The organism is Acinetobacter sp. YH12102, from assembly GCF_013419125.1.
GTDB classification, from domain to species: domain Bacteria; phylum Pseudomonadota; class Gammaproteobacteria; order Pseudomonadales; family Moraxellaceae; genus Acinetobacter; species Acinetobacter pseudolwoffii.
This window is the reverse complement of record NZ_VPAS01000014.1, coordinates 41,511-65,382: the sequence shown is the minus strand read 5'-3', so window position 1 is coordinate 65,382 and position 23,872 is coordinate 41,511. Positions and strand designations below refer to the sequence as shown.

The following is a 23,872-nucleotide window of genomic DNA, read 5'->3' as shown; positions in this document are numbered from 1 at the left end:
GGGGATATATGTCAGAGTCAAATACAAATAACGGTTTTGTTTTACCAACAGCAGATGAACAAGCTCAAACTGAAACAGCTACAGTAGCGCAAACTGTTCAAGCAGTGAATGTTCCAACAGTTCAAGAAGAAACTGGTTCTCGCGATCTCATGATTGCTGGAGGAATTATCGTTGTTCTTCTCATCGCTTTCTTTTTTGCAAAACGTGGTTTCAGCAATAGTTTGGTAAAAAAACGTATTTCTCCGAGCAAAGCAAGTATGGCAGGTTGGTGGTTATTTATTTTCCTTGCTGCAGTTGCCATTGGTGCAGTCTTGGCAGCAGTCAATCCAGTGAAATTCTTATCTCTGCTTATTTTGGGGCCATTAGGTGTTGTTGCATTGCTAAGTGCTGTCCTGGCATTCACATCAAGCCGTGCTTAAGCACTGAATATAAGTTAAGTAATTAAAAAATAAGCAAAAATAGGGGAAGAAAATGACGGAAACGCAAAATGTCAACACAGGCACTGCAGCCAAAGCAGCAGAGCAGACCGTAAAACTCCGCCCAACACTTTATATTGGTGTCGGTGGTACAGGTATGGAAGTGATGATGCGTGTACGTCGTCGTATTCTAAATGCAAGTTGGGGCAGTGATAATGTTCGCTTAGAAAACTTATCACAGTTTCCAATTGCACAATTTATGCATTTTGACTTAGATCAGGGTGCAATTATTGATAGTGGCCGTGCACAAACTGAAGATTTGCAATATAACTTAGTCAAGTTTACGGATGATGAAAAAATTGTAGAGTCTTTTGATATTGAGAAATATAGCCGTGATGATGCATCACTGAGTCGTTATCCTCATATTCAAAATTGGTTACCGTTAACACCGAGAAAAATTCGTGAATTAGGCATTGATCCTGCAAAAGGTGCGGGACAGATTCGATCTGTATCACGTTTATATTTCTTTGATAAATATCCAAAAACACGTGACAAAATTCGCTCAAAATTAAATACATTAAAAGCAGGTTTATCACGCGATGACATGCTGAGAAAATTAAATCTACAGCTGGATACAAGTAAATTCCGTATCGTGGTTTTGGGTTCTGTGGCGGGTGGTACAGGATCAGGTTCATTTTTGGATATGGGGTGGTTATCTAAATGGGTAGCAAGCAACGAAGTTGAAGCTGCTGATGTAGAGTTGATGTTGTTCTTACCGACGGGTTATTCAAGTGCCAATAAAGCACGTACTGAGGCCAATGCTTATGCAGCGTTGATGGAAGTTGAATCTGCAATGGTTGGGCATTCAAAGTATGTTGAAAAATGGGATGATTATGATCGTCCACAGCTTGCATCGAAGCCGTATGATGAAGTTCATTTAATTGATTCCGGTAACCTCGCACGCCAGCATACGGACAATATGAATGACGTGTATTCAATGATTGCGGATACTTTGTTCGAGGATTTTCGTTCTGCTGACTTTGCCAACCGTAAACGTTCGGTTGCAGTAAATCAACGTCAACATAAAATTCATATGTTTGCACCACCTGTACCAACAGGGCGTTTTGGTGACATGAAATTGAATTATTCATGTGCATATTCAGCATTTGGTCAATCGACTTTGGACACACTTGGTCGTGCTCGCTATGATGAATATGCGTACAGTTTGGCAGCGGACATGCTTAAAGCCTTCTTTGGTGTAGCAAGCGCAAATCCTGCTGCTAACCGGGCGAGTGAAAAAAAGCGTGATGCATTCATGGCCGAAAATATGAATCTCAATTTGGTGCCATTTAATAACCTTCCTGAGTTTTCAGCTGCGACATTAAAAAATCCAGAAATTCGTGAGTTAAATACCGAATTTATGGATTTAGAAATTGTAGATATTTTATTACGCTCAGGTCAGAACGGTGTCGAAGTAGATATCGCAGAAGAAACACGTCAGCGTGTTAGTCAGCGTATTAGTGAAATCAGTATTATTGATCGTGAACAGTGGGCAAATGAAGTCCGCAAAACAATGCAAAGCTTAATGCGTGATGTCATTCGTAATACAGATGCTATGGCAGATACAGCTGAAGATCGTGTCATGCGACGTCGAAAAGCATTATTTGAAAGTCTCAAAAAAGATATTGAAAGCCGTTTATATTTATATTTAGATAATCACGAACAAGGTGGTTTCGAATATGTGATTTCGCTAGTCGAACAAATTAAAGACCGTATTGAAAATGCTAACTCAGGTATTACATTACAGCTCAAAAATTCAGCCAATCGTTATACTGCGATTAAAGATGCCTTATTGACTTATGAATATGAAAAGCAACTGAAAGATTTAGAAGAAACAAAGGGTAAAGGGCTTTTAGCTATATTTGGTGGTGGGAATAAAGAAGAGCAAGCTCGTGCAGTGTTGGATAACCTGCGTAAAGATATCGCAAATATTCTTTCTTTCCACCTGCGTGCAAAAGCAGCTTTAGAAGCCATTGAACTGATGCAAGATATTTCAAACTGGTTAGGTAACAGTTTGGGTGTGGATGAAAGTGGAAAAACAATTTGGAATGGTGTGATGGGTGACCTGCAAAGTGGTCAAGAGTCTGTCATAGATATGATGAAACGTCTTGATCACGATCGCGAAGTGATTCATCAACAAATTCGTACCAAGCATGCAACTTTACAAATTATTGAAACTGACGATGTAAAAGAGCGTGAAATAGATCCTCGTTTAATGTGTGAATGGGCGGCTGAAGCATTTAAGGATTTTGGTGGTTCAAAAGAGCTATTTAAAATTCTTGTTGACCCGGATCAGCAAACACCATTATTGCTTAAAATTATTCGCATGGCAGAGCGTCGTCTAGTTATTTTTGAACAAAATGATCAAGAAGAAGATGCATTGTATAAAGCACTTGAAAATATGAGTGTAGTTGAACGTCAGAATGTATTTACTGAGTGGTTACAGCGTGCCATGCCTTGGGTTGATGCCAAAATGGGCGGTGATTTCACCCCACCACCAGACCGTTTCAAATGTTTTATCGGTGTGAATGGTGCAGATCAATTTAGCAAAAAGTACAAACATGAACTGACGGGATGTATTCCAAGTGGTTTAGGCTTAAATGCTCAAGCATTGTCGATTGTCGAAACCGGAGAACCTGGTCGAGCAGTCTGCTATGTCGAGCTATCAGGTATTCCTCTTACGATTTTACGGGGTATTGAGACTTGGCGTACTAGTTACCGTAAAGAAAGTGAAAGAACACCACTACATACGCATATTGACTCAACACGATTCAAGCATCCATATGCACCAACACCTGATGAATTAAACAGCTTGGCTGATGATTTTAAATGCTACTTAAAAGCAGTGATGTTGGGTGTTTTAAAGCGTTGTGACGTTCCAGGCTTGATTCCAAGTGGGCAGTATGAATTTGCGGTCGCACGTGGCGATGTGCGTCGCTTAGGCAATGAACGTGGTTTCCGTTTAAATGGTTTACCTCAGACTTACCGTGATAACATTTATGATCAAGTGCAGCAGAAATTTAAATCACTCAGTGATGCAAATTTAACAATGCTAATTGCATTAGTTGATCATTATGAACGAGAGATTTATACCCCTCGTCTTGTTCAAAATGAAACGGGTGCGCAAGTTGAACATGTCGGTTTTGCATGTGCTATTGCAAAAGAATTAAAGAAAGAGCTGATCGAATTAGCTGAGCGTAAGGAAATTCCTCAAGAATTGATCGAGCGTGCATATGAATTAACTGAATATCGCGAAGAAATGGAAAAATGGGCTGAAGTACTCAAAGATTCAGATGAAGATGCATATCAGGATGAAATTCGCGAACCAAATAAAGGTCGACGCCTGAAGTGGGTGATGAATATGTCACCAAGTATCCTACAAATACATGAACAACTTCTTGTGAAAAATAGCATGGCAGATGTAGTACCAATAGCGACATTTGCGATGCCTGGTATGACACCTCCACCTACTCCAGGCGCAATGCCACCCCCAATTTTGCAGCAACCCCAGTATCAATATCATATTGCGATCAATGGGCAAAACTTTGGACCATACCCTCATTCAAAAGTAGTTGAAATGTTGCAGCAGCAACAGATTAACTCTGCAACGATGGTATGGCGTGAAGGTTTAGCTAATTGGATCGCAATTGCCCAATGCCCTGAGCTTGCAATACCTGTGCCGCCACCAATTCCTAGTATCCCGCCAATTTTACAATAATTGCTCATGCAGTATTGTCCTTGAAAAAGGGCAATACTGCCAACGCTCAACACAAAAAAGAAGTAATAGGTTAAATAACATGGCTAAGCAGAACGAAGAGATGGTTTGTATTGAATGTCAGCAGAAGCTACAGCTCAAGGTAAAATATTGTCCTTTTTGTGGTACTTTGCATGACGTTCAACTCCAAACTCCGCCTGTAGAGTCAAAGGAAATACCAATCATTCCAAGAGAGTCATTGAGTGAAAATCAAGATTCAATTGGAAGTCAAAGCCAAAATGAAGCTCAAATCGAAGAAAAATCAAACTCATCGGTTGTAGTTAAACACATCACAAAGCAGGGCAATAAAGAGCTAGTGGGTGTCATCATTGTTGGTTCGACCCTTGAAAACATGCGAACTTATGATCGTTACGCCTTTAAAAAAAATGAAGGAATTTTTGTACGTTTAAAGCATCTAGCAAATATTCCAAATGAATATTTAAGTTTGGAACAATATCAACTCAAGTTTCAAAGTGATCTGTCAGTCTTAGATGCTGAACCAGATGAGCCTCTTGAACCGATACAGCCTGCGGCTCCAATCGTAACCCCTCCACAACTACCATCAACCAGTCAACCTACACTGTTAGATTCACCACAGCAAAAAACCTCGAGTTTTAAATATATTGCGATTGCCTTTATCGTACTTTTGATGGTGATCTTTTTCTTGTTTAGTGGTAAAGAAAATATACAAGAAGAAGTGTCTATAGACGAAGAGGCACAGGTTGATCCTTGTGAAAATGTAAATGCAGAAATTAGTAGCTTTTTGAGTGAAAAAATGCCGACACGTGCATTGAGTATCATCAAACTCAACCAGGCAGAATGTAAAATTAATGCAAGTTTTGTGCAGTTGGTTGTATCTGCAGAAGCGCAAGCCACCTCTGCAAAAGAGAAACTCACTTTAGCAAAAGAGTATTTGCAAGCTGGAAACTTGGAGTTAGCACATCAGACATTGCTTGCTGCATTAGAACTTGATGCGGAACTTGTAGGTGGCCTAGAGCTGTTGCCACAGATCGAATCGATGATTGAAGAATTTAATCTTCAACAAGAAGAAGAGCTGGAAGCATCTATAGAAAGTGAAACTATACAAAATGAAGTTGAAAATTTTCCACAGCAAAATATGCATCAAGAAGTTGAGCAAGCACAGCGTTTAGCACAAGCAGAGCGTGAGCGTGCAGATGCACAACGCCAGGCAGAACAGGCTCAAATAGAACGTCAGAAAGCTGAAGAGGCTGCACGTAAACTAGCAGCAGAAGCAGCACGTCGTCAGAATGAAGCACGTTTTGATTCTCAGCTCAGTCGTGCAGAGCGTGCATTAAATGCAAATAACTACGGTTTGGCTAAATCTTTGGCTCGAGAAGTATTGTCTGCTTCTCCGAGTAATGGTCAAGCAAAACGTATTTTACGTCAGGCTGAAGCAGGTGAATCAGCAGCCTTTGACGATATGGTAATTCAATAATCATTTTATACTTTAAGAGGGAAATTTAATGAAAAAGACAATATCTGTTGCTATGTTGAGCTCAGCTTTAGTTATTTCAGGTTGTGCGAGTACAGGGGGATTGGCAACGTCAGCCAATGGGGGATGTAATACGGGAATGTCTACAGCAGTAGGCGCACTACTTGGTGCAGCAATTGGGGCATCTGTGGGTGATAGTAGTTATGCTGCAACAGGTGCTGCTATTGGCGGTGCGGTTTTTGCAGCAGGATGCTTAATGATTAATGCCCACACCATTCAGAAAAAATCAGCTGCTGAAGTTGAAACGGCATATAAGAAAGCCAATAAAGGGAAATTGCCTCAAACAACAAGGGTTCAACAGTATTCTACTGTTATTTTACCTAATCAAACTGTGGCAGCGAACCAAAATATTACAGTAAAATCAGATTTGACTGTTGTAGAAGGTGTTGCTGATCCTCTTCAGCGTGTCCAAGAAAAATTAGTTCTAAAAGATGCAAATGGAAAAGTGATACGTGAATTGGTGAAAGATGTTCAGGTTTCAACAGCCCAAGGCTATAGTTCTGGCGATTTTGAAAATTCATTCAGTTGGAAGTTTCCTTCGAGTGTATCAAAAGGACAATACTTACTTGATACTGAATTACTCGTGAATGGTAAAAAAGTCGCAAACAATACTCGTACGATCACATTAGTCTAAAATCTCTTAGAAATCCCAATATGTATTGATACATATTGGGATTTTTACTGTAGCCAATATTTTGAGAACTTCATGAAATTAAAAATGTTGCTGTTAGGCAGTATTGTTATGCTGAATGGTTGTGCAATTATGTCTAAAAATGAGTGTTTATCTGCCAATTGGGGTTTAATTGGTCAGAATGATGGTTATAACGGTAATGGTTCATTCATGCAAAAGCGTACTCAAGCATGTATGAAACACAACGCTATTTTAGACACAGAAGCCTATACCACTGGTTATAAAAAAGGTCTAAAAAATTATTGCAATCCACAAACTATTTTTGATTACGCATTACAAGGTAGAGGAACATATCAGAGTTGCCCAATGGAAATGCAAAATAACTTACGACCTTATTACAATGTGGCGAATAAGTTTTATGTGGCGAATAAAAATTTAAAATCGATTGAAGATACAATTGCGACAGCAAAATCTAATATGTATAACTCTGATCTTAAGGAAGAATCACGAAAGTATTATCGTGAAAAATATAACGAAGCTAGCAATAAGTTGGGGCAAGTTCAGCGTGAATATAATATGGCAGAACGAGAAATTCTGCAATTCAAGCGAACGGCAAGTTTTGAATAATAAGAGTTAGTTATAAGATTGAAAAATATAGTTTCTCAGATAGCTAGAAACTGTATTTGCTTATTTCAAAGATTAATTTAACCCTCATCCTGTTTAAGCCAATGACTTTATAATTTGAATGGTTGGCTTATTTCGATGGGTTAATTGGTATGCACATAACGAAGCATAGATGCCAGTTAAAGACCCTGAAATACTCCGAGCTTTACTCGTCACTAAATTATAGTGTCCTTTCAATAGGCTGAATAATGTTTCTATTTTGCTGGGCTTTTTTAAGTAAAATCCCTAGGTACCATGAAGGCAGATCCGCGTGATTTAAACTGGCAGAAAGTTAATCAGGAAATCCGGTTGGCGCCTTTGGGCGAAAGCCTGTCGCAACGTGATCAGTTATTGGGTAAAATTATTAAATCAATCATTCATTAAACAGGCTAAATCAACGATGTTTTAGCCTGTTTTTGATGCTATCCAGATCTTTGACATGGCGGTCGCTTCATACAGCGGACTTTTAGCTCATTCATTCAAATGTTGCAGCTGCCATAGATCACTTTAGCTGAAATCGATAAGTGCTGGCTAAACATGCTCAGGAATCCAACATTTCATTTAAACTCAACAAAATATCTATAAATCTATGCAGGAACCTGTTGTAAATTAGACACTCGAAGAAAATAAATAAAGCGTTATCTTTCTTATTCAATATTCGATGCATCAACCGGAGATTCTCAGTTGCGCGCTGCCCGCTATAAAATTTTGCTCATCATCTTATTGTTACTGGCAGTCGGTTTTGCTCTGTTCCGCTGGTGGCAGGGGCCGGTTCTACCAAGCTATACCTTGAACACCATGCCGCTGATACAAAATGTAGTGGCCACCGGACGCGTGGCGACAGTCTCGCGTGCTCAGGTGGGCAGTGAAATTAGTGGCGTAGTACTTGAGCGGCGGGTCACGGAAGGAGATCAGGTGAAACCTGGTGATCTCTTGGTGGTGCTGAAATCGGATGAATTACTGGCCCAAGTACGACAGGCTGAACTGGCACTGACTGAATTGGCCACCAGCAGACGACCACAGGCGACAGCAGAACTGGCCAGTGCCAAAGCACAACTGGAACAGGCCAGTCGTGAAGCAGCACGGAGACGTAATGCCGAAGCGGGTATCCTGTCGGCTGAAGAAATAGAACAGGCCTTAGAGGCAGAAAGAGTTGCCCGCAACAATTATGAAACCGTTCGTCTAAAAGCAGCGGCATTGTCTACGGGACAAGTTGAAGAAGCATCGCTTCGGGAACAGCTGGCAGTGGCGCAGGCGCAACTGGCAAAAACCAGAATTCGGGCTGCGGTCGCAGGTACAGTACTGACACGGGATGTCGAGCCAGGCGATCTGGTTCAACCAGGACAAACCTTATTTACCATTGCCTTAACGGGCAATACAGAAATCCGGGTGCCACTCGATGAACGGAATTTACCGCAACTGGCCTTAGGGCAAAATGCCACCGTGATTAGCGATGCTTATCCGGATCAGTCTTTTCCGGCCCGCATTAACTTTATTGCACCGAGCATTGATCCGCAGCGGGGCACGGTAGAGGTCAGATTAACCGTCAACCCGGTGCCAGATTTTCTGCGTCAGGACATGACCGTATCGGTCAATGTCGAGACAGATAAACGGGAGCGGGCACTGGCTATTCCGAACGATGCGCTTAGCAATATTAAAGGCAATAAGGCAGTGGTCGTGTTGGTACGTGATAGAAAAATCCAGCGCCAACCGGTGACTTTAGGTTTACGGGGTCTGGCCATGTCAGAAGTAACTTCAGGTTTGAGTGAGGGTGATCAGGTGCTGGCCAATGCCGAATCGTTACTGGAAGAGGGTGCGAGAGTCCGTCTCAAGCCACAAGATAGCTCATTGATGAGCTCGACTGACGCGACCGATAGCAAGAATGAATTACCGGTGAAATTCGATTGAAAAACTTTTTCGAGCGGCTTTGGATCGAATGGAAAATCGCGATCAGTTTTTTGCGCGAAGGTCGCGCGCAGTCCATTATGATCACGGTGGGCGTCGCCGTTGGTGTGGCGGTGATTGTGTTTATCACGGCCCTGATTCAGGGGCTACAGGCCAATATTGTCGAACGTACATTAGGTACACAGGCACATATCCGTCTGCTCTCACCCGATGAAGTCAACCGGATTGTGCCGCCGCCTGCCGGGACGGTGCAATTGTTACAGGAAGATAAACGCGCACAACGACTGCGTTCCATCAATAATTGGCAGCAGATTACCGAAACACTGGATCAGTTGCCGATATTAACTGCTGTGTCGCCTGTGGTCTCCGGGCCGGCCTTTGTACAACGCGGTGATGCGATTGAATCCGTGGCCTTGGTCGGAATGGATCTGGAGCGTTATCAGCAGATCATTCCATTGAAAGAATATTTAACCAGTGGTCAATTACGTGTTGGCGCGGACGATGTACTGATCGGCAGTCAGTTGGCCAAAGATCTGGGGGTTCAGGTCGGTAGCAAATTGCGACTGGATACCGGTCAGCAAAACAGTGCCTTGGTAAATATTGCCGGCATATTTGAACTGGGCGTGCGTGAACTGGATGCGCGTTATGTTTATCTGGACTTGAAACAGGCACAGTCTTTACTCGGCCTGCCCGGTGGTGTAACTGTCATTGATCTGACCATTAACGATATTTTTGAGGCTGATGAAATTGCGGCCCAAGTGGGGCGCCTGACCTCATTAAAGGCTGAAAGCTGGATTTCAACCAATGCACAGCTGATGAATGCGATTACTGCACAGAGCCTGTCTACCAATATGATTATTGTTTTTGTTGCCATTTCAGTGGCTTTTGGCATTGCCAGTGTCATGTCCGTCAGCGTGGTACAGCGCACCCGGGAAATTGGTATTTTGCGTGCGACAGGCGCCACCCAGTCACAAATTTTAAGAATTTTCCTGTTTCAGGGGGCCATATTTGGTCTGCTGGGTTCGGTCGTTGGCAGTGCAGCCAGTTATGGTCTGGTCTGGGTATTTAATAATTTTGGCCCCGGATTATTTTATATCCCGATTTCGATCGAGCTGGTACTTCTGGCTTTATTGTTGGCGACATTAACAGGGGTATTGGCCGCTGCAGTACCATCACGCCGGGCAGCGGCACTCGATCCGGTGGAGGCGATTCGTCATGTCTGAACCATCTCAAGAAGTCCTGCGTTTAGAAGCGCTGCACAAATCTTATAATATTGGTCAGCCCAATGAAATTGAGGTCTTGCATGGTATTGATCTGTGTATTGAACGCCAGGATTTTGCTGCTCTGATTGGGCCTTCTGGCTCCGGAAAAAGTACGCTATTGAATATTCTGGGATTGCTGGATCAGCCGAGTAGTGGCGAGCTGTATTTGCTGGGACAGCCGACCAGTGCCATGGATGATCGTGGCCGGACTGCGTTACGTGGCAATAGTATTGGATTTGTATTTCAGTTCCATCACCTGATTCAGGCATTTACTGCACTGGATAATATTTTAATGCCCTTGATGATGACGCGAGGCAAACCCGGACAGCAAGGCTTACAACGGGCACGGGATTTGCTGGCTGCAGTGGGGCTGGAAAAGTTTGCTGATCGTAAACCGAACGAGCTTTCCGGTGGGCAGCAACAGCGGATTGCGATTGCGCGGGCTTTGATTACAGAGCCAGCCTTACTTCTGGCCGATGAGCCTACCGGTAATCTGGATACGCAGACCGCCGCCGACATGTTTGAGCTGTTTCGTAAAGTGCATCGTGAACGCGACTGCGCCGTTCTGCTGGTGACACATGACCCGCGCCTATCCGCCACCTGTGATCGAACCATTAATCTGGTCGATGGCCGGATTGAAAGTGATTCCCATACGGTTCATCCAATTGAAACTTAGACAATATTTCAAATATTAGATTGATCCGATCCAGATTATTTCTTTATTAGTCACAGCTGACTAGGGCTGAAACCAGAGAGCTTAGCATGCATTGGATTTGAGCCTATAATCATCTTCCATCAAATAAGTTAAACAGACTAGAACTTGAATAATATTTAATTAAATATAATATCAAAATATATAGTGATGAAAGTGAAATATGATGCATGACTTCCTGAGCGCTTTTCTCGGTGGTTTACTTCTTGGTGTTTCAGTGGTCGGCTATCTGTATATTCATGGCCGGATCGCGGGCATTAGTGGTCTGATTGGACAGGTACTTAATCCTAAAAGCATTTTCAAGACGCCAGCTCTGTGGTTTTTATTGGGTCTCATCATCATTCCATTTGCTTATGGACGATGTATACAACCTGAAATCGAACTGAATACCAGTCCCTGGATGATGATCATTGCAGGTTTACTGGTCGGTTTTGGCACCCGTTTAGGCTCGGGATGTACCAGTGGCCATGGGATTTGTGGCATCAGCCGTTTATCTAGACGTTCAATCTTGGCTACAGCCGTATTTATGTGGGCTGGATTTATGACAGTTTATGTGATTCGTCACCTGATTGGAGTGCGCTAAAATGAAAAATCTGCTGGCATTTTTATGGGGTGGTTTATTCTCAGTTGGCTTGATGATTTCCGGTATGGCCAATCCTGAAAAGGTTCTGGATTTTCTGGATGTTTTTGGCGACTGGGATCCGAGTCTGGCCTTTGTGATGCTGGGCGCGATTATGGTCGCCTTTATTCCTTTTCAGAAAGCCACGCGAAATCCGGTAGCTAAAACTGTATTTCATGAGCCGATCCAGTTACCGACTAATCAGAAAATTGATTCTAAACTGATGAGCGGCAGTCTTTTATTTGGTATCGGCTGGGGAATTGCCGGTATCTGTCCGGCACCCAGTCTGACACTCATTGGTTTAGGCCACTATCAGGCTACTTATTTTATTATGGCCATGCTGGCAGGGGTTTATCTACATCGTCAATGGTCAGGAGCATCATCATGAGTCATAGCGCCGTAATTCAAGATTTTTTTCATGAAGATAGCCATACTTTTAGCTATGTGGTGGGTGATCCGGCCACTGGAAAATGTGCGGTGATTGATAGTGTGCTGGATTATGATGCCGCTTCTGCCAGTACATCGACCAGACATGCGGATCGAATTATTGCCTATATACGACAGCAGAACTTTGAGGTTGAGTGGATTCTGGAAACCCATGTGCATGCAGATCATTTGACCGCAGCACAATATCTGCATTCACAGTTGGGCGGCAAGATTGCCATGAGCCAGCATATTTCTATTGTGCAGGAAGTCTTTGGCGCGATCTATCATCTGGATATGAAACAGTTCAATCTGGCGCAGCCTTTTGATTATCTGTTTGCGGATCATGAAAAATTCAATATTGGTTCACTACCGGCCTATAACATTCCGACGCCGGGACATACACCGGCCTGTCTGAGTTATGTGGTCGGGAATGCAGTCTTTATCGGTGATACCTTGTTTATGCCAGATTATGGCACTGCACGTTGTGATTTTCCCAAAGGCAGTGCGGCAACGCTATTCGATTCGGTACAAAAACTGTATCAATTGCCGGATGATACCCGGGTATTTCTGTGCCATGACTATTTACCGGAAAGCCGTGATCACTTTGTCTGTGAAACCGATATTCAGACCCAGAAGCAGCATAATATCCATATCCACAGGGGGATGGCAAAAGCTGAATTTATTGAAATGCGCCAGCAGCGCGATGCCCAATTAGGTATGCCAAAACTGATTTTACCGGCGATTCAAATCAATATACGTGGCGGTCAATTTCCTGAAGCAGAGGCCAATGGTATTTCCTATTTAAAACTGCCGCTGAATTATTTTCATGCCTGAATGCCTGAATGCCTGAATGCCTGAATGCCTGAATGCCTGAATGCCTGAATGCCTGAATGCCTGAATGCCTAAAAGCCTCAATTCTTAAAACCTGGTGATGAGAAGAGGATGTACACGACTGCATACATCCTCCAAGTTTTTAGTGCTTCATTTTAAAGGTCATATCTTTGGGATTGTTCTAATCGGCTCAGAAAAATCCTCGTGTCATCCCGCTCATCCGCTTGCTCTTAAATGCGATTAATCATGCTTTATTGATCCAGACTACTTCTGAGCATCCAGGCAGTTTTTTCATGTACATCTAGTCGCTGGGTCAAAATATCCGCTGTTGGTTGATCATTGGCGTCTTCAATCACTGCAAAAATACTTCTGGCGGTACGTGCTACGGTCTCATGGGCATCGACCAGTAGGCGCAGCATTTCTTCAGCTTTTGGCACCCCTTCAACCTCTTTAATAGAGGTCAGTTTTACAAACTGTTTATAGGTGCCAGGTGCTGCAAAACCCAAGGCCCGGATACGTTCAGCAATCACATCCAGCGCATTCCACTGCTCGGTGTATTGGGTCATAAACATATTATGCAGGCTATTGAATTGGGGGCCGGTGACATTCCAGTGGAAATTATGGGTCATCAAATACAGGGTATAGCTGTCCGCCAATAGTCGGGATAAACCGTCGACAATCTTGGCACGATCATCATGCGAAATTCCGATATCAATTTTCATTGCTTTAGATTCTTTTTTAGAAGAGGCCATGCTCTTACTCCTTAAAATTTAACAACATGCTGTGTATTAAAATAAAGTCAGATGTATTCGAAGTTTGAGTCAAACGAGGGTTTGATCTTGATAATGACTCCCGAATTGAAACTTAATTTCCATTATCAATATGAACAAGCTGAAAGATTTAAGTGTTTATAAGTTATAGATATTAGATCAATAGACAGGCAGGAAGTTTAGTCATTATGTATAGCCTGCAGAGAGGATTGTAACTTTTCAATTTAATAAACTTTATTTCTCTTTATCAACCTAGCGATAATTATCCCAACAGATTTAGAACGTTGAAAAAAGCCTTAGCTATTTCAGAATGGAAATATTGCACTGATTCATGATGACGGATTTGTATGCACTATCACATCTTGCCTGAAGAACTTTTATTGCAACATAGCATGACTAAAATTTTATATCTCTTTTAAATGAATGAGATGGCTGTGTGCAAAGATCATAAAAAAAGAGGGGGTTTATAAAAAAATAACACAACGCTGCCTTAATTAAACAAGGCACAACAAAGAATAATAAACCTCTTTCCTAAATGCAGTTATGTTAGGACACAGGCGCGGTCAATAACAATATCCCAGAAAGCAAAATCCTACGAGACAGAACACAGAGATGAAGTGCTGACTTGAGACAGAATTGGCTGTAGCAACTGGGTTTGCGGGAATCATGTTATTGGCCAACCCATGCGAGACATATAAGCTCAAGCGACTTTGAGATAGACAAAAATATCTGCACTAAACTCAATCTCAGCAAGGAAAACATCATGAAAATTAAGGCGAATAGTCCAGCCACAGGCAAAAATGGTTTAGATAAGCAAAATACCAATAAAAAGAGTGAGCAGCTTGACGTATATCGTAGCGATGCAACCGAGCAGACACTCACCACCAATCAGGGCGTTAAAATCTCAGATAACCAGAACAGTCTTAAAGCAGGTGTTCGTGGTGCGACCTTAATGGAAGATTTTATTCTGCGTGAAAAGATCACCCATTTTGACCACGAACGTATTCCGGAGCGTATTGTGCATGCGCGTGGTGTCGGTGCACATGGTTTTTTTGAAGCTTATCCAGGCAATGAAAAACTGACCAAAGCAGGCTTTCTGACCAATACCAGTGTACAAACGCCGGTATTTGTACGTTTTTCTACGGTACAGGGGCCGCGTGGTTCGGCAGATACTGTACGCGATATTCGCGGTTTTGCGACCAAATTCTATACTGAAGAAGGTAATTTTGACCTGGTGGCGAATGATGCGCCGGTATTCTTTATTCAGGACGGGATCAAGTTCCCGGATTTTGTACATGCGGTGAAGCCTGAGCCACAAACTGAAATTCCAACCGGTGCATCAGCACATGATACGTTCTGGGATTTTGTTTCTTTAGTGCCTGAATCAGCGCATGCGGTGATGTGGGCCATGTCAGATCGGGGTATTCCGCGTAATTTAAGAGCCATTCAAGGCTTTGGGGTGCATAGCTTCCGGTTGATCAATGCCGAAAATAAAGCGGTTTTTGTGAAATTTCACTGGACGCCAAAACAGGGTCTCGCCCAACTGGTCTGGGATGAAGCACAAAAACTGGCGGGTAAAGACCCGGATTTCCATCGTCGTGACTTATACGAAGCGATTGCATCCGGGAATTATCCAGAATGGGAGCTCGGTGTACAGGTCGTTCCAGAAGAAGATGAAATGAAATATGATTTCGATTTGCTGGATCCAACCAAAATTATTCCGGAAGAACTTGTGCCGGTGACGCCGATTGGCAGAATGGTGCTGAACCGTAATGTCGATTATTTCTTTGGTGAAACCGAGCAGGTAGCATTCTGTCCGGGACATATTGTGCCGGGACTAGATTTTACCAATGATCCCTTATTACAAGCACGTCTGTTCTCCTATACCGATACCCAGCTCAGCCGTTTAGGTGGTCCAAACTTCCACCAGATTCCAATCAACAAGCCGGTTTGTCCGTTCCACAATAATCAGCGTGACGGGTTACATCAGCGTATTGTACATACCGGTCAAGCCAGTTATGAACCAAACTCGATTGATGATCACTGGCCGGCTGAAGCTCCGCCAGCAGCACAAGATGGTGGTTTTGAAAGCTATCAGGAACGTATTGATGGTCACAAGATCCGTCAGCGCAGTGAATCTTTTAGTGATCATTTCAGTCAACCTCGTCTTTTCTATCGCAGCCAGGCACCCCATGAGCAAAAACATATTGTCGATGCCTATGTCTTCGAACTGAGCAAGGTAGAACGCAAATATATTCGTGAGCGTGAAGTACTGGAAGTGCTGTGTAACATCGACTTGGACTTGGCACAACAAGTCGCGGATCAATTGGGCATTGAAATTCCGGCAGAGAAAAAAGCGGCAACATTGCCAGAGGTAAAGGTTTCACCGCGTTTATCTTTCGAGGCCTTTAAACCCGAAGATATTAAGGCACGGAAAATCGCGCTACTGGTACACGATAAAGCCAATGAGGCCAGTATCAAAGCCGTTCAAGCCTGGGCAGAATCAGAGGGTGCTGTGGTCGATGTACTGACCCCGAAACCGGGTCCGGTACTGGGTCAGCAAGGCGAGGTAATTCCTTCTGACGGTATGCAAAAAGCCGAGCCATCGATTGCCTATGATGCCGTGGTGATTACTGATGGTGATAATTATGATGTGGTGATGAAAGATGGTGTGGCGACTCATTATCTGCTGGAAGCGTATAAGCACCTGAAACCGATTATCTTCCTGGGCGATAAAGCCAAGCTGATTGAAGATCTGCGCCTGATCAGGGATGAAGGGACTTTGGCGCATGAACAGTTTGACGCGGTACAAGACAGCTTCAAGACTTTGATCATGAACCATCGTGTCTGGGCGCGTGAACTGGTTGCAGAAAGCATTCCTGCCTAAACGACTAGAGGATAGGAGCCTTGGCTTCTATCCTTCTGGTTTCAAAATGGATAAATAATATGGTAAGACCGGATGCCAAAAAGTTATTGGCACAGGTACAGCAAGCCAAATGGAATCGAGAACAGGACATCTATCTGATTGAGCATAACCATTTGCCTTTAGCTGAACTGATGCAGCAACTTTGTTTCAATGAAGAAGAAATCATGGCACGCCGTAAGGTATTAGGCCTGACCACACGGTTAAAACAAATGCGAAAACTTTCCCATTAACTGACTTTAAAACATAACAATAGTGCCGTATTTGATGAGGAAGAGCCTGCATGAACCTCGGTTCAATATTACAAAGATTTGAAAATTCTCCGCTGGAGCTAGAAGAAAAAATTCCTAAGACCCTGATGGAACTGGTATCGATTTCCGATCAGATTCCTTATCCCGCTTCTGGAAACACCTTAAAACGCTGGCGGATGCTTAGTCAGGTTTCCGCAAGCAATCTGAGTCTGGGCAAACTGTTTGAATCACATCTGGATGCCTTGGCCATTTTGCATGAACTGAATATTCCGCTAGAGCAAAAAGGTCTATGGGCAGTCTGGGCGGCAGAAGGCGGGCCAAGCCCTTTAACATTAGACGCCGGAAAACTTACAGGAATAAAGCCTTGGTGTTCTGCCTCGGTCTGGGTGCAATATGGTCTGCTGACTTATCGTGATGAGCAGCAACGATCACAGTTGCTGATTCTTGATCTGCAACAAGCAGGTATTCAGCATCATACGGACATTTGGCAGGCGGTGGGCATGCAGCATACCTTGACTGCCCGACTTGAACTGAATCAGGTTAATGCTAAAAAAGTTGCAGCGCCGAATGCTTATCTGGATCGGGCGGGCTTCTGGCATGGCGCTGCCGGCGTGGCTGCCTGCTGGTACGGCGCAACCGTGCGTTTGGCTGAATATTTAAAACAGGCTGTCTTGTTAAAACCGCATGCCTATAAGGCCATGTATCTCGGCGAAATCAGTCGGAAGCTTTTAGCGACACAGGCTTTGTTTTATCAAGTCGCAGATTTAATTGATCAGCAGCCTAAATTTCCCCATCAATTACAGATTCAGGCCTTGCGTGCTCAGGTTGAAGCGACCGCTTTAAACGTGCTGACTCAGGTGGGTAAGGCCCTTGGCGCTGCACCGTATTGCGAGCAGCCACATTTTGCCCGACTTGCAGCCGATCTGCCGGTGTTTATTCGTCAGAGCCATGCCGCCTTTGATCTGGAACGGATTGGTGAATTGAGTGTGCAGGAGGAAGAGTTATGGACATTATAAGACACGAGATTGTCGAAGACCGTGTCATCCATGGCGAAGGTACACGGCTTGAAGAATGGCGCTCTTGCCAGATTTTGCAACAGATGCCGGAATTCGATATTCCCAGCATTATTCCATCAGATGCCCGAGTCTGCATTATTGCCCCGCATCCGGATGATGAAATTTTGGGTTGTGGCGGTCTGATTCAGCGTCTGGACACATTGGGATATCAGATTGTACTTTTTGCCGTTACCAATGGTACCGCCAGCCATCCAGACTCGATTTTGTATAACCCGGAAGAGTTGAACCAGATTCGTCCTGCTGAAACGCGAGCAGCTTTGGAAGAGTTAGCATTGAAGCAGAATATTCTGCGGATTGCGCTGGATATTCAGGATGGCCAGGTCGCAGAACAGCGAGAACTGCTGAAACAGCATTTGCAATCTTATTTGCAGCCCAATGATGTGCTCATTACCACCTTTGTGCATGATGGACATCCAGATCATGAAATTACAGGGCAGGTCACCCAACAGCTAGCAACCGAACGGCACTTATCCTGTATTCAGGTCCTGATTTGGGCCTGGCATTGGGCCACACCTGGAGATACCAGAATTCCCTGGACCATCGCTCATCAACTCAAATTGACTGATCGAGAATTGCACTATAAGTCTCGAGCTGCGCGGTGTTTTAAGAGTCAGATCGAGCTTGACCCTAGCATAGAACAGGCACCCATTCTGCCAGAGCAGGCATTACAGCGTATTTTACAACCCTGGGAGGTGTATCTGTATGAATAGTAAAGTAGCCTATGATCAGGAATATTTTGATGCCTTGTATGCGCTGAATCAGGGAGATCCCTGGCACTATGAACAACGCTGGTATGAACAGCGCAAACGGCAGATTTGTCTGGCGGTCTTGCCGCGTTTGCAGTTTGACTCCGCGATTGAAATTGGTTGTAGTAATGGCATCTTCAGTCAGGAACTGGCACAGCGAACAGCAACTTTAATGTGTCTGGATGCCAACGAAACTGCTATTCAATTGGCTCGGCAGCGTTTACATGCTTATCCGCATGTACAGGTACTACAGCGGATTGTGCCAGATCATTTGCCGCAACAGAAATTTCAGCTCATTGTGGTTAGTGAGATTCTATATTATTTAGATCCGGCCGCATTACAACAGGTGCTGGCATGGTTGCATACTGCACTCGAACCCGGTGGATGTATCTTGAGTTGTCATTGGCGCGCGCCGATTGCAGGATTTAGCTTAAATGGTGAAGAGGTACATCGACAATTAAAAGCCCAGTTAAAATATAAGCATAATCTCAGCGTACAGGATTCAGACTTTCTGGTCGATCTGTGGCTGAATTCTGCGCAATCTGTGGCAGAGCTGGAGGGCTTGAAATGAAGAAAATTGCGGTGGTGATTCCGGCCTGTAATGAAGAAGCCTATATTGAACGTTGCCTGAAAGCATTAAAATATGCACGACTTTACTTCTTTCAGCATGTGGGAAAATTAGCAGTTCTGCCCGAGATCAAGATTCTGGTGGTTTTAGACAGTTGCACCGATTCTACTGCAAGCAAAGTTCAGCAGTCGGGAATCCAGACGATCAGTTGTCATTTTAAAAATGTAGGAAAGGCACGTCATCTAGGCGTTCAGCACATGATCGAGCAGGGTTGTGACTGGATTTGTTGTACCGATGCCGATTCTTTTGTACAGCGTGACTGGTTTCAGGTCATGTTGCAGCACCAACCGGCGGATGTGATTTGTGGGGTGGTCGATCTGGATGAATGGGGGCATTTAAGCACATTAGCCCGTCAGACTTATCTGAGTCATTATCAGGACAAGATGGATCACCGTCATATTCATGGGGCAAATCTATGTTTTAAAGCCGCGTCTTATCTACAGGTAAACGGCTTTCAGCAACTGGACTGTCATGAAGATGTCGATTTCATCCATCGCCTAGAACATGTCGGGGCAAAGATTATCTGGTCGAATCAGCTCAGAGTGACCACCAGCAGTCGGCTTAGCTCAAAAATTGCAGCCGGTTTCGCACATTTTCTGCAAAATCTGGAGCTTAAAGAAGCCGCTGAAAAACCGATCAGCCTATGCAAATAAAATTACAAAATTATAAATTTTATACAATCAGCCACTTGTAAAAAATCTCGAAATTAGCGCCTAAAAGCTATTCCATTTAAAATTATTCTGTTTATAATTCACGCAAATTAAGCCCCGCCTACTTATACATTTCAGCTATAAGTCAGTGGGGTTTTTCTATGGATGATCGGTAATGGATGCCTGAGCCTTCTTTTTAGGTAATACAATGTTTAATCAAACTCTGCTTTCTCGAATTCAGTCTCCATCACCCCATCTATGGCAGAAAATAGCGACTGCATTGTGCTTCTTTAGCTTGGGTTTTAGTACCGCAGCTTGGGCACCTTTAATTCCCTATGCACAGCAGCGCCTGTTACTCAATCATGCAGACTTTGGTCTGTTATTACTCTGTGCCGGAATTGGATCCATGCTGACGATGCCACTGGCAGGCCGACTCGCCAATACATTAGGTTGCCGTGCGGTTCTAGCTGTGGTGTTAATAGCATTTTTGTTTATTTTGCCTGCTTTGGCGTATAGCCCGAATCATTTGATGATGGCGATCAGCCTGTTTTTCTTTGGGGCCAGTGCTGGTGCTTTGGGGGTGACAGTCAATATTCAGGCCGCACAGGTTGAGAAAAAACTTGCTAAAAGTTTAATGTCGGGTTTCCATGGCGTATGTAGCCTCGGTGGTCTGGCCGGTGTGCTGGGAATGACCACGTTAATGGGATTCGGTCTAGCGCCTTTAACTGGCGCAGTTATTGTCAGTGCGATTTTGCTATTGATTGCAATATTGGCTATTCCTTTTAGCTTGGGGATTGAGCCAAAAACAGTGCTAGAGGAAACCTCCTCATCAGAACAGTCAGCGACAAAAGCAGCACCCACCTGGGCGATTCTAGGCATCGGTTTGATCTGTTTTGTGGCGTTCCTGTCCGAAGGCGCAGCGATGGACTGGAGCGGGATTTATCTTGCCAGCCAGTTCAATTTGCCAGCGGCTCAAACTGGTTTGGCTTATAGCTTCTTTGCGGCCTTGATGGTATTGGGCCGTTTCAGCGGACATCTCATTATTCAACAGTTTGGTGAAAAAAATACCATTCTACTGAGTGCAATTTTGGCTGCAACCGGTTTATTGACTGTGGTCTTTGCACCAGTCTGGCAAGTAGTGTTGCTGGGCTATGCCATTCTCGGTCTGGGCAGTGCTAATATTGTACCGTTAATGTTTTCACGTGCAGGCCGTCAAAAAACCTTGGCTTCACATGTGGCATTATCCTATGTATCGGTATTTGCATACACAGGTTCACTGATCGGACCGGCATTGGTCGGTTTCGGCAGTGAAATTATTGGCTTGAGTCTGGTGTTTAGTGTGATTGCGATAGGTCTATTCAGTATTGTGATCCTGAATCATCTGACTGCAGATCCAAAAGATGCACAAGCAGCCGAAGAGCTTATCTCTCCGCTACAAAATGAAACACCAGCATAATGCTGGTGTTTTTTTCAGGTGTGTATTTAAGCATGCACACTGAACTGGGTAGAAATTCCGCTAGCCACCGGACGATAGATTCGTACACTCTGTGATTTTTTCAAGTCAGTGATAAATTGATCTCGCCAGCGAATAATATCGAAGTTTTTCAAGCCTTGGCTTAAATAACGATAACGTTCTAAACGCTCCGATTTAGACATGCGCAGCGCTTTTTTCAAGGCTTTGGACATACTGTCATGCTCATAAGGATCGACCAGTAAGGCTTCTTTCATTTGTTCAGCAGCACCGGCATATTTAGACAGAATCAAAACACCCGGATCGAGTGGATTCTGCGCCGCAATATATTCTTTCGCCACCAGATTCATACCATCCCGGATCGAATTTACCCAGCAAATATCTGCCTTACGATACAGTTGCATTAAGGCTTCATGACCTAAGGTTTCATAACTGCAATCGAAAGGTTGCCAGTCTGCTGTGCCATGCTGGGTATTGAGTTCCTGCACGGCAGACTGGAATTGCTCATACAGGTTTTTATAGGTTTTGACATCCAGTCGGCATGGGCAGGCAATTTGCAGTTGCTGAAACTGATGTTTAAATTCGGGCTGATCTTCCAGCAAGCTTTGCAAGGATCCGATTTTCTCAAGCAAGCCCTTACTATAATCAATCCGATCGACCGAAATAATGCGTTTATAAGGACGGACTGTCTCGAGATCAAAAGGCAATTTGCTAAGCTGGCTATCAGCCGCCTGATTTTGCAGTTGAACTGGATGCACGCCAATTGGATAGCATTTCACATAAATCCGTCTTGACTGATAATTCAGGATTTCATCATGACGATGCTTGATTTTTAAGGTCTGTTCCAGAAACTGGATACAGTTTTTCTGATCGCGTGGGGTTTGAAATCCGAGTACATCGAAGTGAGCCAGATGATGCGCCAGATCCTGATAGGCTGGTAAAGTCTGCCAGAGTTTCAGTTCAGGAAAAGGAATATGCAGGAAGAAACCAATACGGTTACGCATACCCAGTTTTCGACAGTAATGCGCCACACTTAAAAAATGGTAATCATGAATCCAGATGATGTCATGGGGAGAGGCGACCTGTTTCAGATGCTTGGCAAAGCGTAAATTGACATCCTTATAGGTTTTGAAATCCTGCGGCTGATAATCCACAAGTTGATGCTGATCATGCATCAGCGGCCATAAGGCATTATTGGCAAAACCACAATAAAAACCCTGATATTGGGGCTCAGTCAAAGGACTCGTATGATATTCAACATTCTGATGTTTGAGGATTTGAAACTTCTGCTCTTTGCCATGATCGACTCTGGAACCATTCCAGCCGACCCAAATGCCGCCAATATCCTGCAAAGCATCCTGCAAAGCTACCGCTAATCCACCTGCCTGTGTATTGTCTGGGTTAGGTAGATTCACACGATTTGATAACACAATGAGTTTTGACATGTGATTTCTCCAATAATTGTTGTTGTTGTGCTTTAAATAATGCTAAAAGCTCCGTTAAAAAAGCTTGTACTTGTGTTACGTTTTCGAGCCGATGTTGTGCTACGGTGTTGCCCGTGCCGACTTTAATGGAGCAGCCTTTTAAGCTATTAATCACCTGAAAGCCAGCTTCATCGGTCAGGTCATCACCGATAAAAATAGGGTAATGATCACTTAAATGAGCTTGCTGGTGAATGTGTTGAATGGCTGAACCTTTGTTTGCACCTTTGGGTACCAGCTCAAATACAAACTTCCCGGCCTTCAGTTCAAATGCTTGAAAGTGGGTCAGACAATCCAATGCAAATGTATGCACCAGATCTTCTAAATGTGGATGTTCACGAAAATGCAGTGCGACCGAATAGTCTTTCTTTTCTATTCGAATCTGAGGAAGCTGAGCGCTATGTTCAGTAATATAATTTTTTAATAATTCAAATTGCTCAGAATTTAAATCAATTAAATGACTTAAATGCGATTGATAGTTTAATTCCAGACCATGTGAGCCGGCAATATTCCAGTCAAAGGGATAAATAAGTTTTTGAGCTTGTGCAATAGAACGTCCAGTGATTAATACCAACTCAATATATTGTTGTAGCTCTTTCAAGGTATTTAAGGTTTCATCTTTAATTATATTTTTTGTTGGATCAGGATGGAATTCAGAAATAGTTCCATCAATATCAAGAAATAAAATAAGTTTATGAGAATAAATAACTGGATTGAGTTGAGTTAAAATCACTTGAGCTAATAGAGGAGAAGGCACTATAAGTGAATCTTCTACATCTTGATCAGAGTGTTGAGCGGACATAAACTCTACCTAAGTATTTGAAATAAAATTAATTTAAAATCTAAAACTGCCTGATTAATTTTTAATCTAATAAATTTATAGCATATTTCATTTAACAGACTGGATTTAAGTGTAGAAAAGAAACATTTTTAACAAGTACAGTTACTTTGTAAAATTTGGAAATATTTTTAATGTAAAAGATATTATTCTTAATAAATTTTAAAGATAATGCTCTGACTGTTTTTTATTAATTGATTTTTATTTAGGATTATTTTTTATTTAAGCCATAATATTCAATGTGAT

At 43.3% G+C, this 23,872-nt stretch carries 22 protein-coding genes and 1 pseudogene; 19 read left to right on the top strand and 4 right to left on the bottom strand.

Annotation, left to right across the window (positions count from 1 at the left end):
- Positions 1–8 precede the first annotated feature (8 nt).
- The 5 genes from FTU42_RS12685 (at position 9) to FTU42_RS12665 (ending at position 7,001) form a co-directional block, all read left to right on the top strand.
- A complete protein-coding gene (locus FTU42_RS12685; RefSeq protein ID WP_005096118.1) occupies positions 9–419 on the top strand; it encodes a hypothetical protein in 411 nt (136 codons plus the stop codon).
- A gap of 52 nt (positions 420–471) precedes the next feature.
- Positions 472–4,194, top strand: coding sequence for a tubulin-like doman-containing protein (locus FTU42_RS12680; RefSeq protein WP_159138450.1), 3,723 nt, complete (start codon positions 472–474; stop codon positions 4,192–4,194).
- A 79-nt stretch (positions 4,195–4,273) separates the two neighbouring features.
- On the top strand, positions 4,274–5,686 hold the full coding sequence (locus FTU42_RS12675) for a lipopolysaccharide assembly protein LapB (protein ID WP_159138449.1): 1,413 nt from the start codon (positions 4,274–4,276) through the stop codon (positions 5,684–5,686).
- A gap of 28 nt (positions 5,687–5,714) precedes the next feature.
- The gene (locus tag FTU42_RS12670) at positions 5,715–6,377 is read left to right on the top strand and encodes a hypothetical protein (protein ID WP_005096125.1); all 663 of its coding nucleotides are present in this window, start codon (positions 5,715–5,717) and stop codon (positions 6,375–6,377) included.
- 72 nt (positions 6,378–6,449) lie between these two features.
- Positions 6,450–7,001 carry a DUF2799 domain-containing protein gene (locus tag FTU42_RS12665; protein ID WP_005096126.1) on the top strand — a complete coding sequence of 184 codons (552 nt, stop codon included), beginning with the start codon at positions 6,450–6,452 and terminating at the stop codon, positions 6,999–7,001.
- Between the two features lie 93 nt (positions 7,002–7,094).
- On the opposite strand, the pseudogene FTU42_RS12660 reads toward FTU42_RS12665, so the two are convergent.
- A pseudogene (locus FTU42_RS12660) lies at positions 7,095–7,265 on the bottom strand (IS982 family transposase); the annotation flags it as partial.
- 27 nt (positions 7,266–7,292) lie between these two features.
- On the opposite strand from FTU42_RS12660, the gene FTU42_RS14935 reads away from it, so the two are divergent.
- The 7 genes from FTU42_RS14935 to FTU42_RS12630 all read left to right on the top strand — a co-directional run bounded on the left by FTU42_RS14935 (position 7,293) and on the right by FTU42_RS12630 (position 12,795).
- Positions 7,293–7,421 (top strand): hypothetical protein, encoded by a 129-nt coding sequence (locus tag FTU42_RS14935; protein ID WP_005096127.1) that lies wholly within the window; start codon positions 7,293–7,295, stop codon positions 7,419–7,421.
- A gap of 300 nt (positions 7,422–7,721) precedes the next feature.
- A complete protein-coding gene (locus tag FTU42_RS12655; RefSeq protein WP_100354856.1) occupies positions 7,722–8,945 on the top strand; it encodes an efflux RND transporter periplasmic adaptor subunit in 1,224 nt (407 codons plus the stop codon).
- Complete coding sequence (locus FTU42_RS12650) at positions 8,942–10,165, top strand: ABC transporter permease (protein WP_074383142.1); 1,224 nt, start codon at positions 8,942–8,944, stop codon at positions 10,163–10,165. Before FTU42_RS12655 ends, FTU42_RS12650 begins: the two co-directional genes overlap by 4 nt.
- Entirely contained in the window at positions 10,158–10,880 is a 723-nt protein-coding gene (locus FTU42_RS12645) for an ABC transporter ATP-binding protein (protein ID WP_159138448.1), read from the top strand. Before FTU42_RS12650 ends, FTU42_RS12645 begins: the two co-directional genes overlap by 8 nt.
- Before the next feature lie 202 nt (positions 10,881–11,082).
- Positions 11,083–11,499: a YeeE/YedE family protein gene (locus FTU42_RS12640; RefSeq protein ID WP_100357595.1), complete on the top strand. Its 417-nt coding sequence runs from the start codon at positions 11,083–11,085 to the stop codon at positions 11,497–11,499.
- Position 11,500: 1 nt separating this feature from the next.
- A complete protein-coding gene (locus FTU42_RS12635) occupies positions 11,501–11,923 on the top strand; it encodes a YeeE/YedE family protein (RefSeq protein ID WP_005096132.1) in 423 nt (140 codons plus the stop codon).
- Entirely contained in the window at positions 11,920–12,795 is an 876-nt protein-coding gene (locus FTU42_RS12630; RefSeq protein WP_005172150.1) for an MBL fold metallo-hydrolase, read from the top strand. The genes FTU42_RS12635 and FTU42_RS12630 overlap by 4 nt, the downstream gene beginning before the upstream one ends.
- 248 nt (positions 12,796–13,043) lie before the next feature.
- On the opposite strand, the gene FTU42_RS12625 is transcribed toward FTU42_RS12630, so the two are convergent.
- Positions 13,044–13,544 carry a Dps family protein gene (locus FTU42_RS12625; protein ID WP_005096135.1) on the bottom strand — a complete coding sequence of 167 codons (501 nt, stop codon included), beginning with the start codon at positions 13,542–13,544 and terminating at the stop codon, positions 13,044–13,046.
- 781 nt (positions 13,545–14,325) lie between these two features.
- On the opposite strand from FTU42_RS12625, the gene katE reads away from it, so the two are divergent.
- The 7 genes from katE to FTU42_RS12590 all read left to right on the top strand — a co-directional run bounded on the left by katE (position 14,326) and on the right by FTU42_RS12590 (position 21,292).
- The gene (katE, locus tag FTU42_RS12620) at positions 14,326–16,449 is read left to right on the top strand and encodes a catalase HPII (protein ID WP_159138447.1); all 2,124 of its coding nucleotides are present in this window, start codon (positions 14,326–14,328) and stop codon (positions 16,447–16,449) included.
- Positions 16,450–16,508: 59 nt separating this feature from the next.
- On the top strand, positions 16,509–16,718 hold the full coding sequence (locus FTU42_RS12615; RefSeq protein WP_005096139.1) for a hypothetical protein: 210 nt from the start codon (positions 16,509–16,511) through the stop codon (positions 16,716–16,718).
- Between the two features lie 50 nt (positions 16,719–16,768).
- Positions 16,769–17,752: an acyl-CoA dehydrogenase gene (locus FTU42_RS12610; RefSeq protein ID WP_100328867.1), complete on the top strand. Its 984-nt coding sequence runs from the start codon at positions 16,769–16,771 to the stop codon at positions 17,750–17,752.
- Complete coding sequence (locus FTU42_RS12605; RefSeq protein WP_005172141.1) at positions 17,740–18,522, top strand: PIG-L deacetylase family protein; 783 nt, start codon at positions 17,740–17,742, stop codon at positions 18,520–18,522. The genes FTU42_RS12610 and FTU42_RS12605 overlap by 13 nt, the downstream gene beginning before the upstream one ends.
- Complete coding sequence (locus tag FTU42_RS12600; protein WP_100328866.1) at positions 18,515–19,129, top strand: class I SAM-dependent methyltransferase; 615 nt, start codon at positions 18,515–18,517, stop codon at positions 19,127–19,129. The genes FTU42_RS12605 and FTU42_RS12600 overlap by 8 nt, the downstream gene beginning before the upstream one ends.
- Entirely contained in the window at positions 19,126–19,839 is a 714-nt protein-coding gene (locus tag FTU42_RS12595) for a glycosyltransferase family 2 protein (protein WP_159138446.1), read from the top strand. Before FTU42_RS12600 ends, FTU42_RS12595 begins: the two co-directional genes overlap by 4 nt.
- A 205-nt stretch (positions 19,840–20,044) precedes the next feature.
- Entirely contained in the window at positions 20,045–21,292 is a 1,248-nt protein-coding gene (locus FTU42_RS12590) for an MFS transporter (protein ID WP_180075234.1), read from the top strand.
- Between the two features lie 26 nt (positions 21,293–21,318).
- Here the strand turns inward: FTU42_RS12590 and FTU42_RS12585 are convergent, their stop codons facing one another.
- Together FTU42_RS12585 and otsB are read right to left on the bottom strand one after the other, a co-directional pair.
- Entirely contained in the window at positions 21,319–22,752 is a 1,434-nt protein-coding gene (locus tag FTU42_RS12585) for a trehalose-6-phosphate synthase (RefSeq protein ID WP_005096146.1), read from the bottom strand.
- A complete protein-coding gene (otsB, locus tag FTU42_RS12580; protein ID WP_100534448.1) occupies positions 22,709–23,590 on the bottom strand; it encodes a trehalose-phosphatase in 882 nt (293 codons plus the stop codon). Before otsB ends, FTU42_RS12585 begins: the two co-directional genes overlap by 44 nt.
- Between the last annotated feature and the right edge of the window lie 282 nt (positions 23,591–23,872).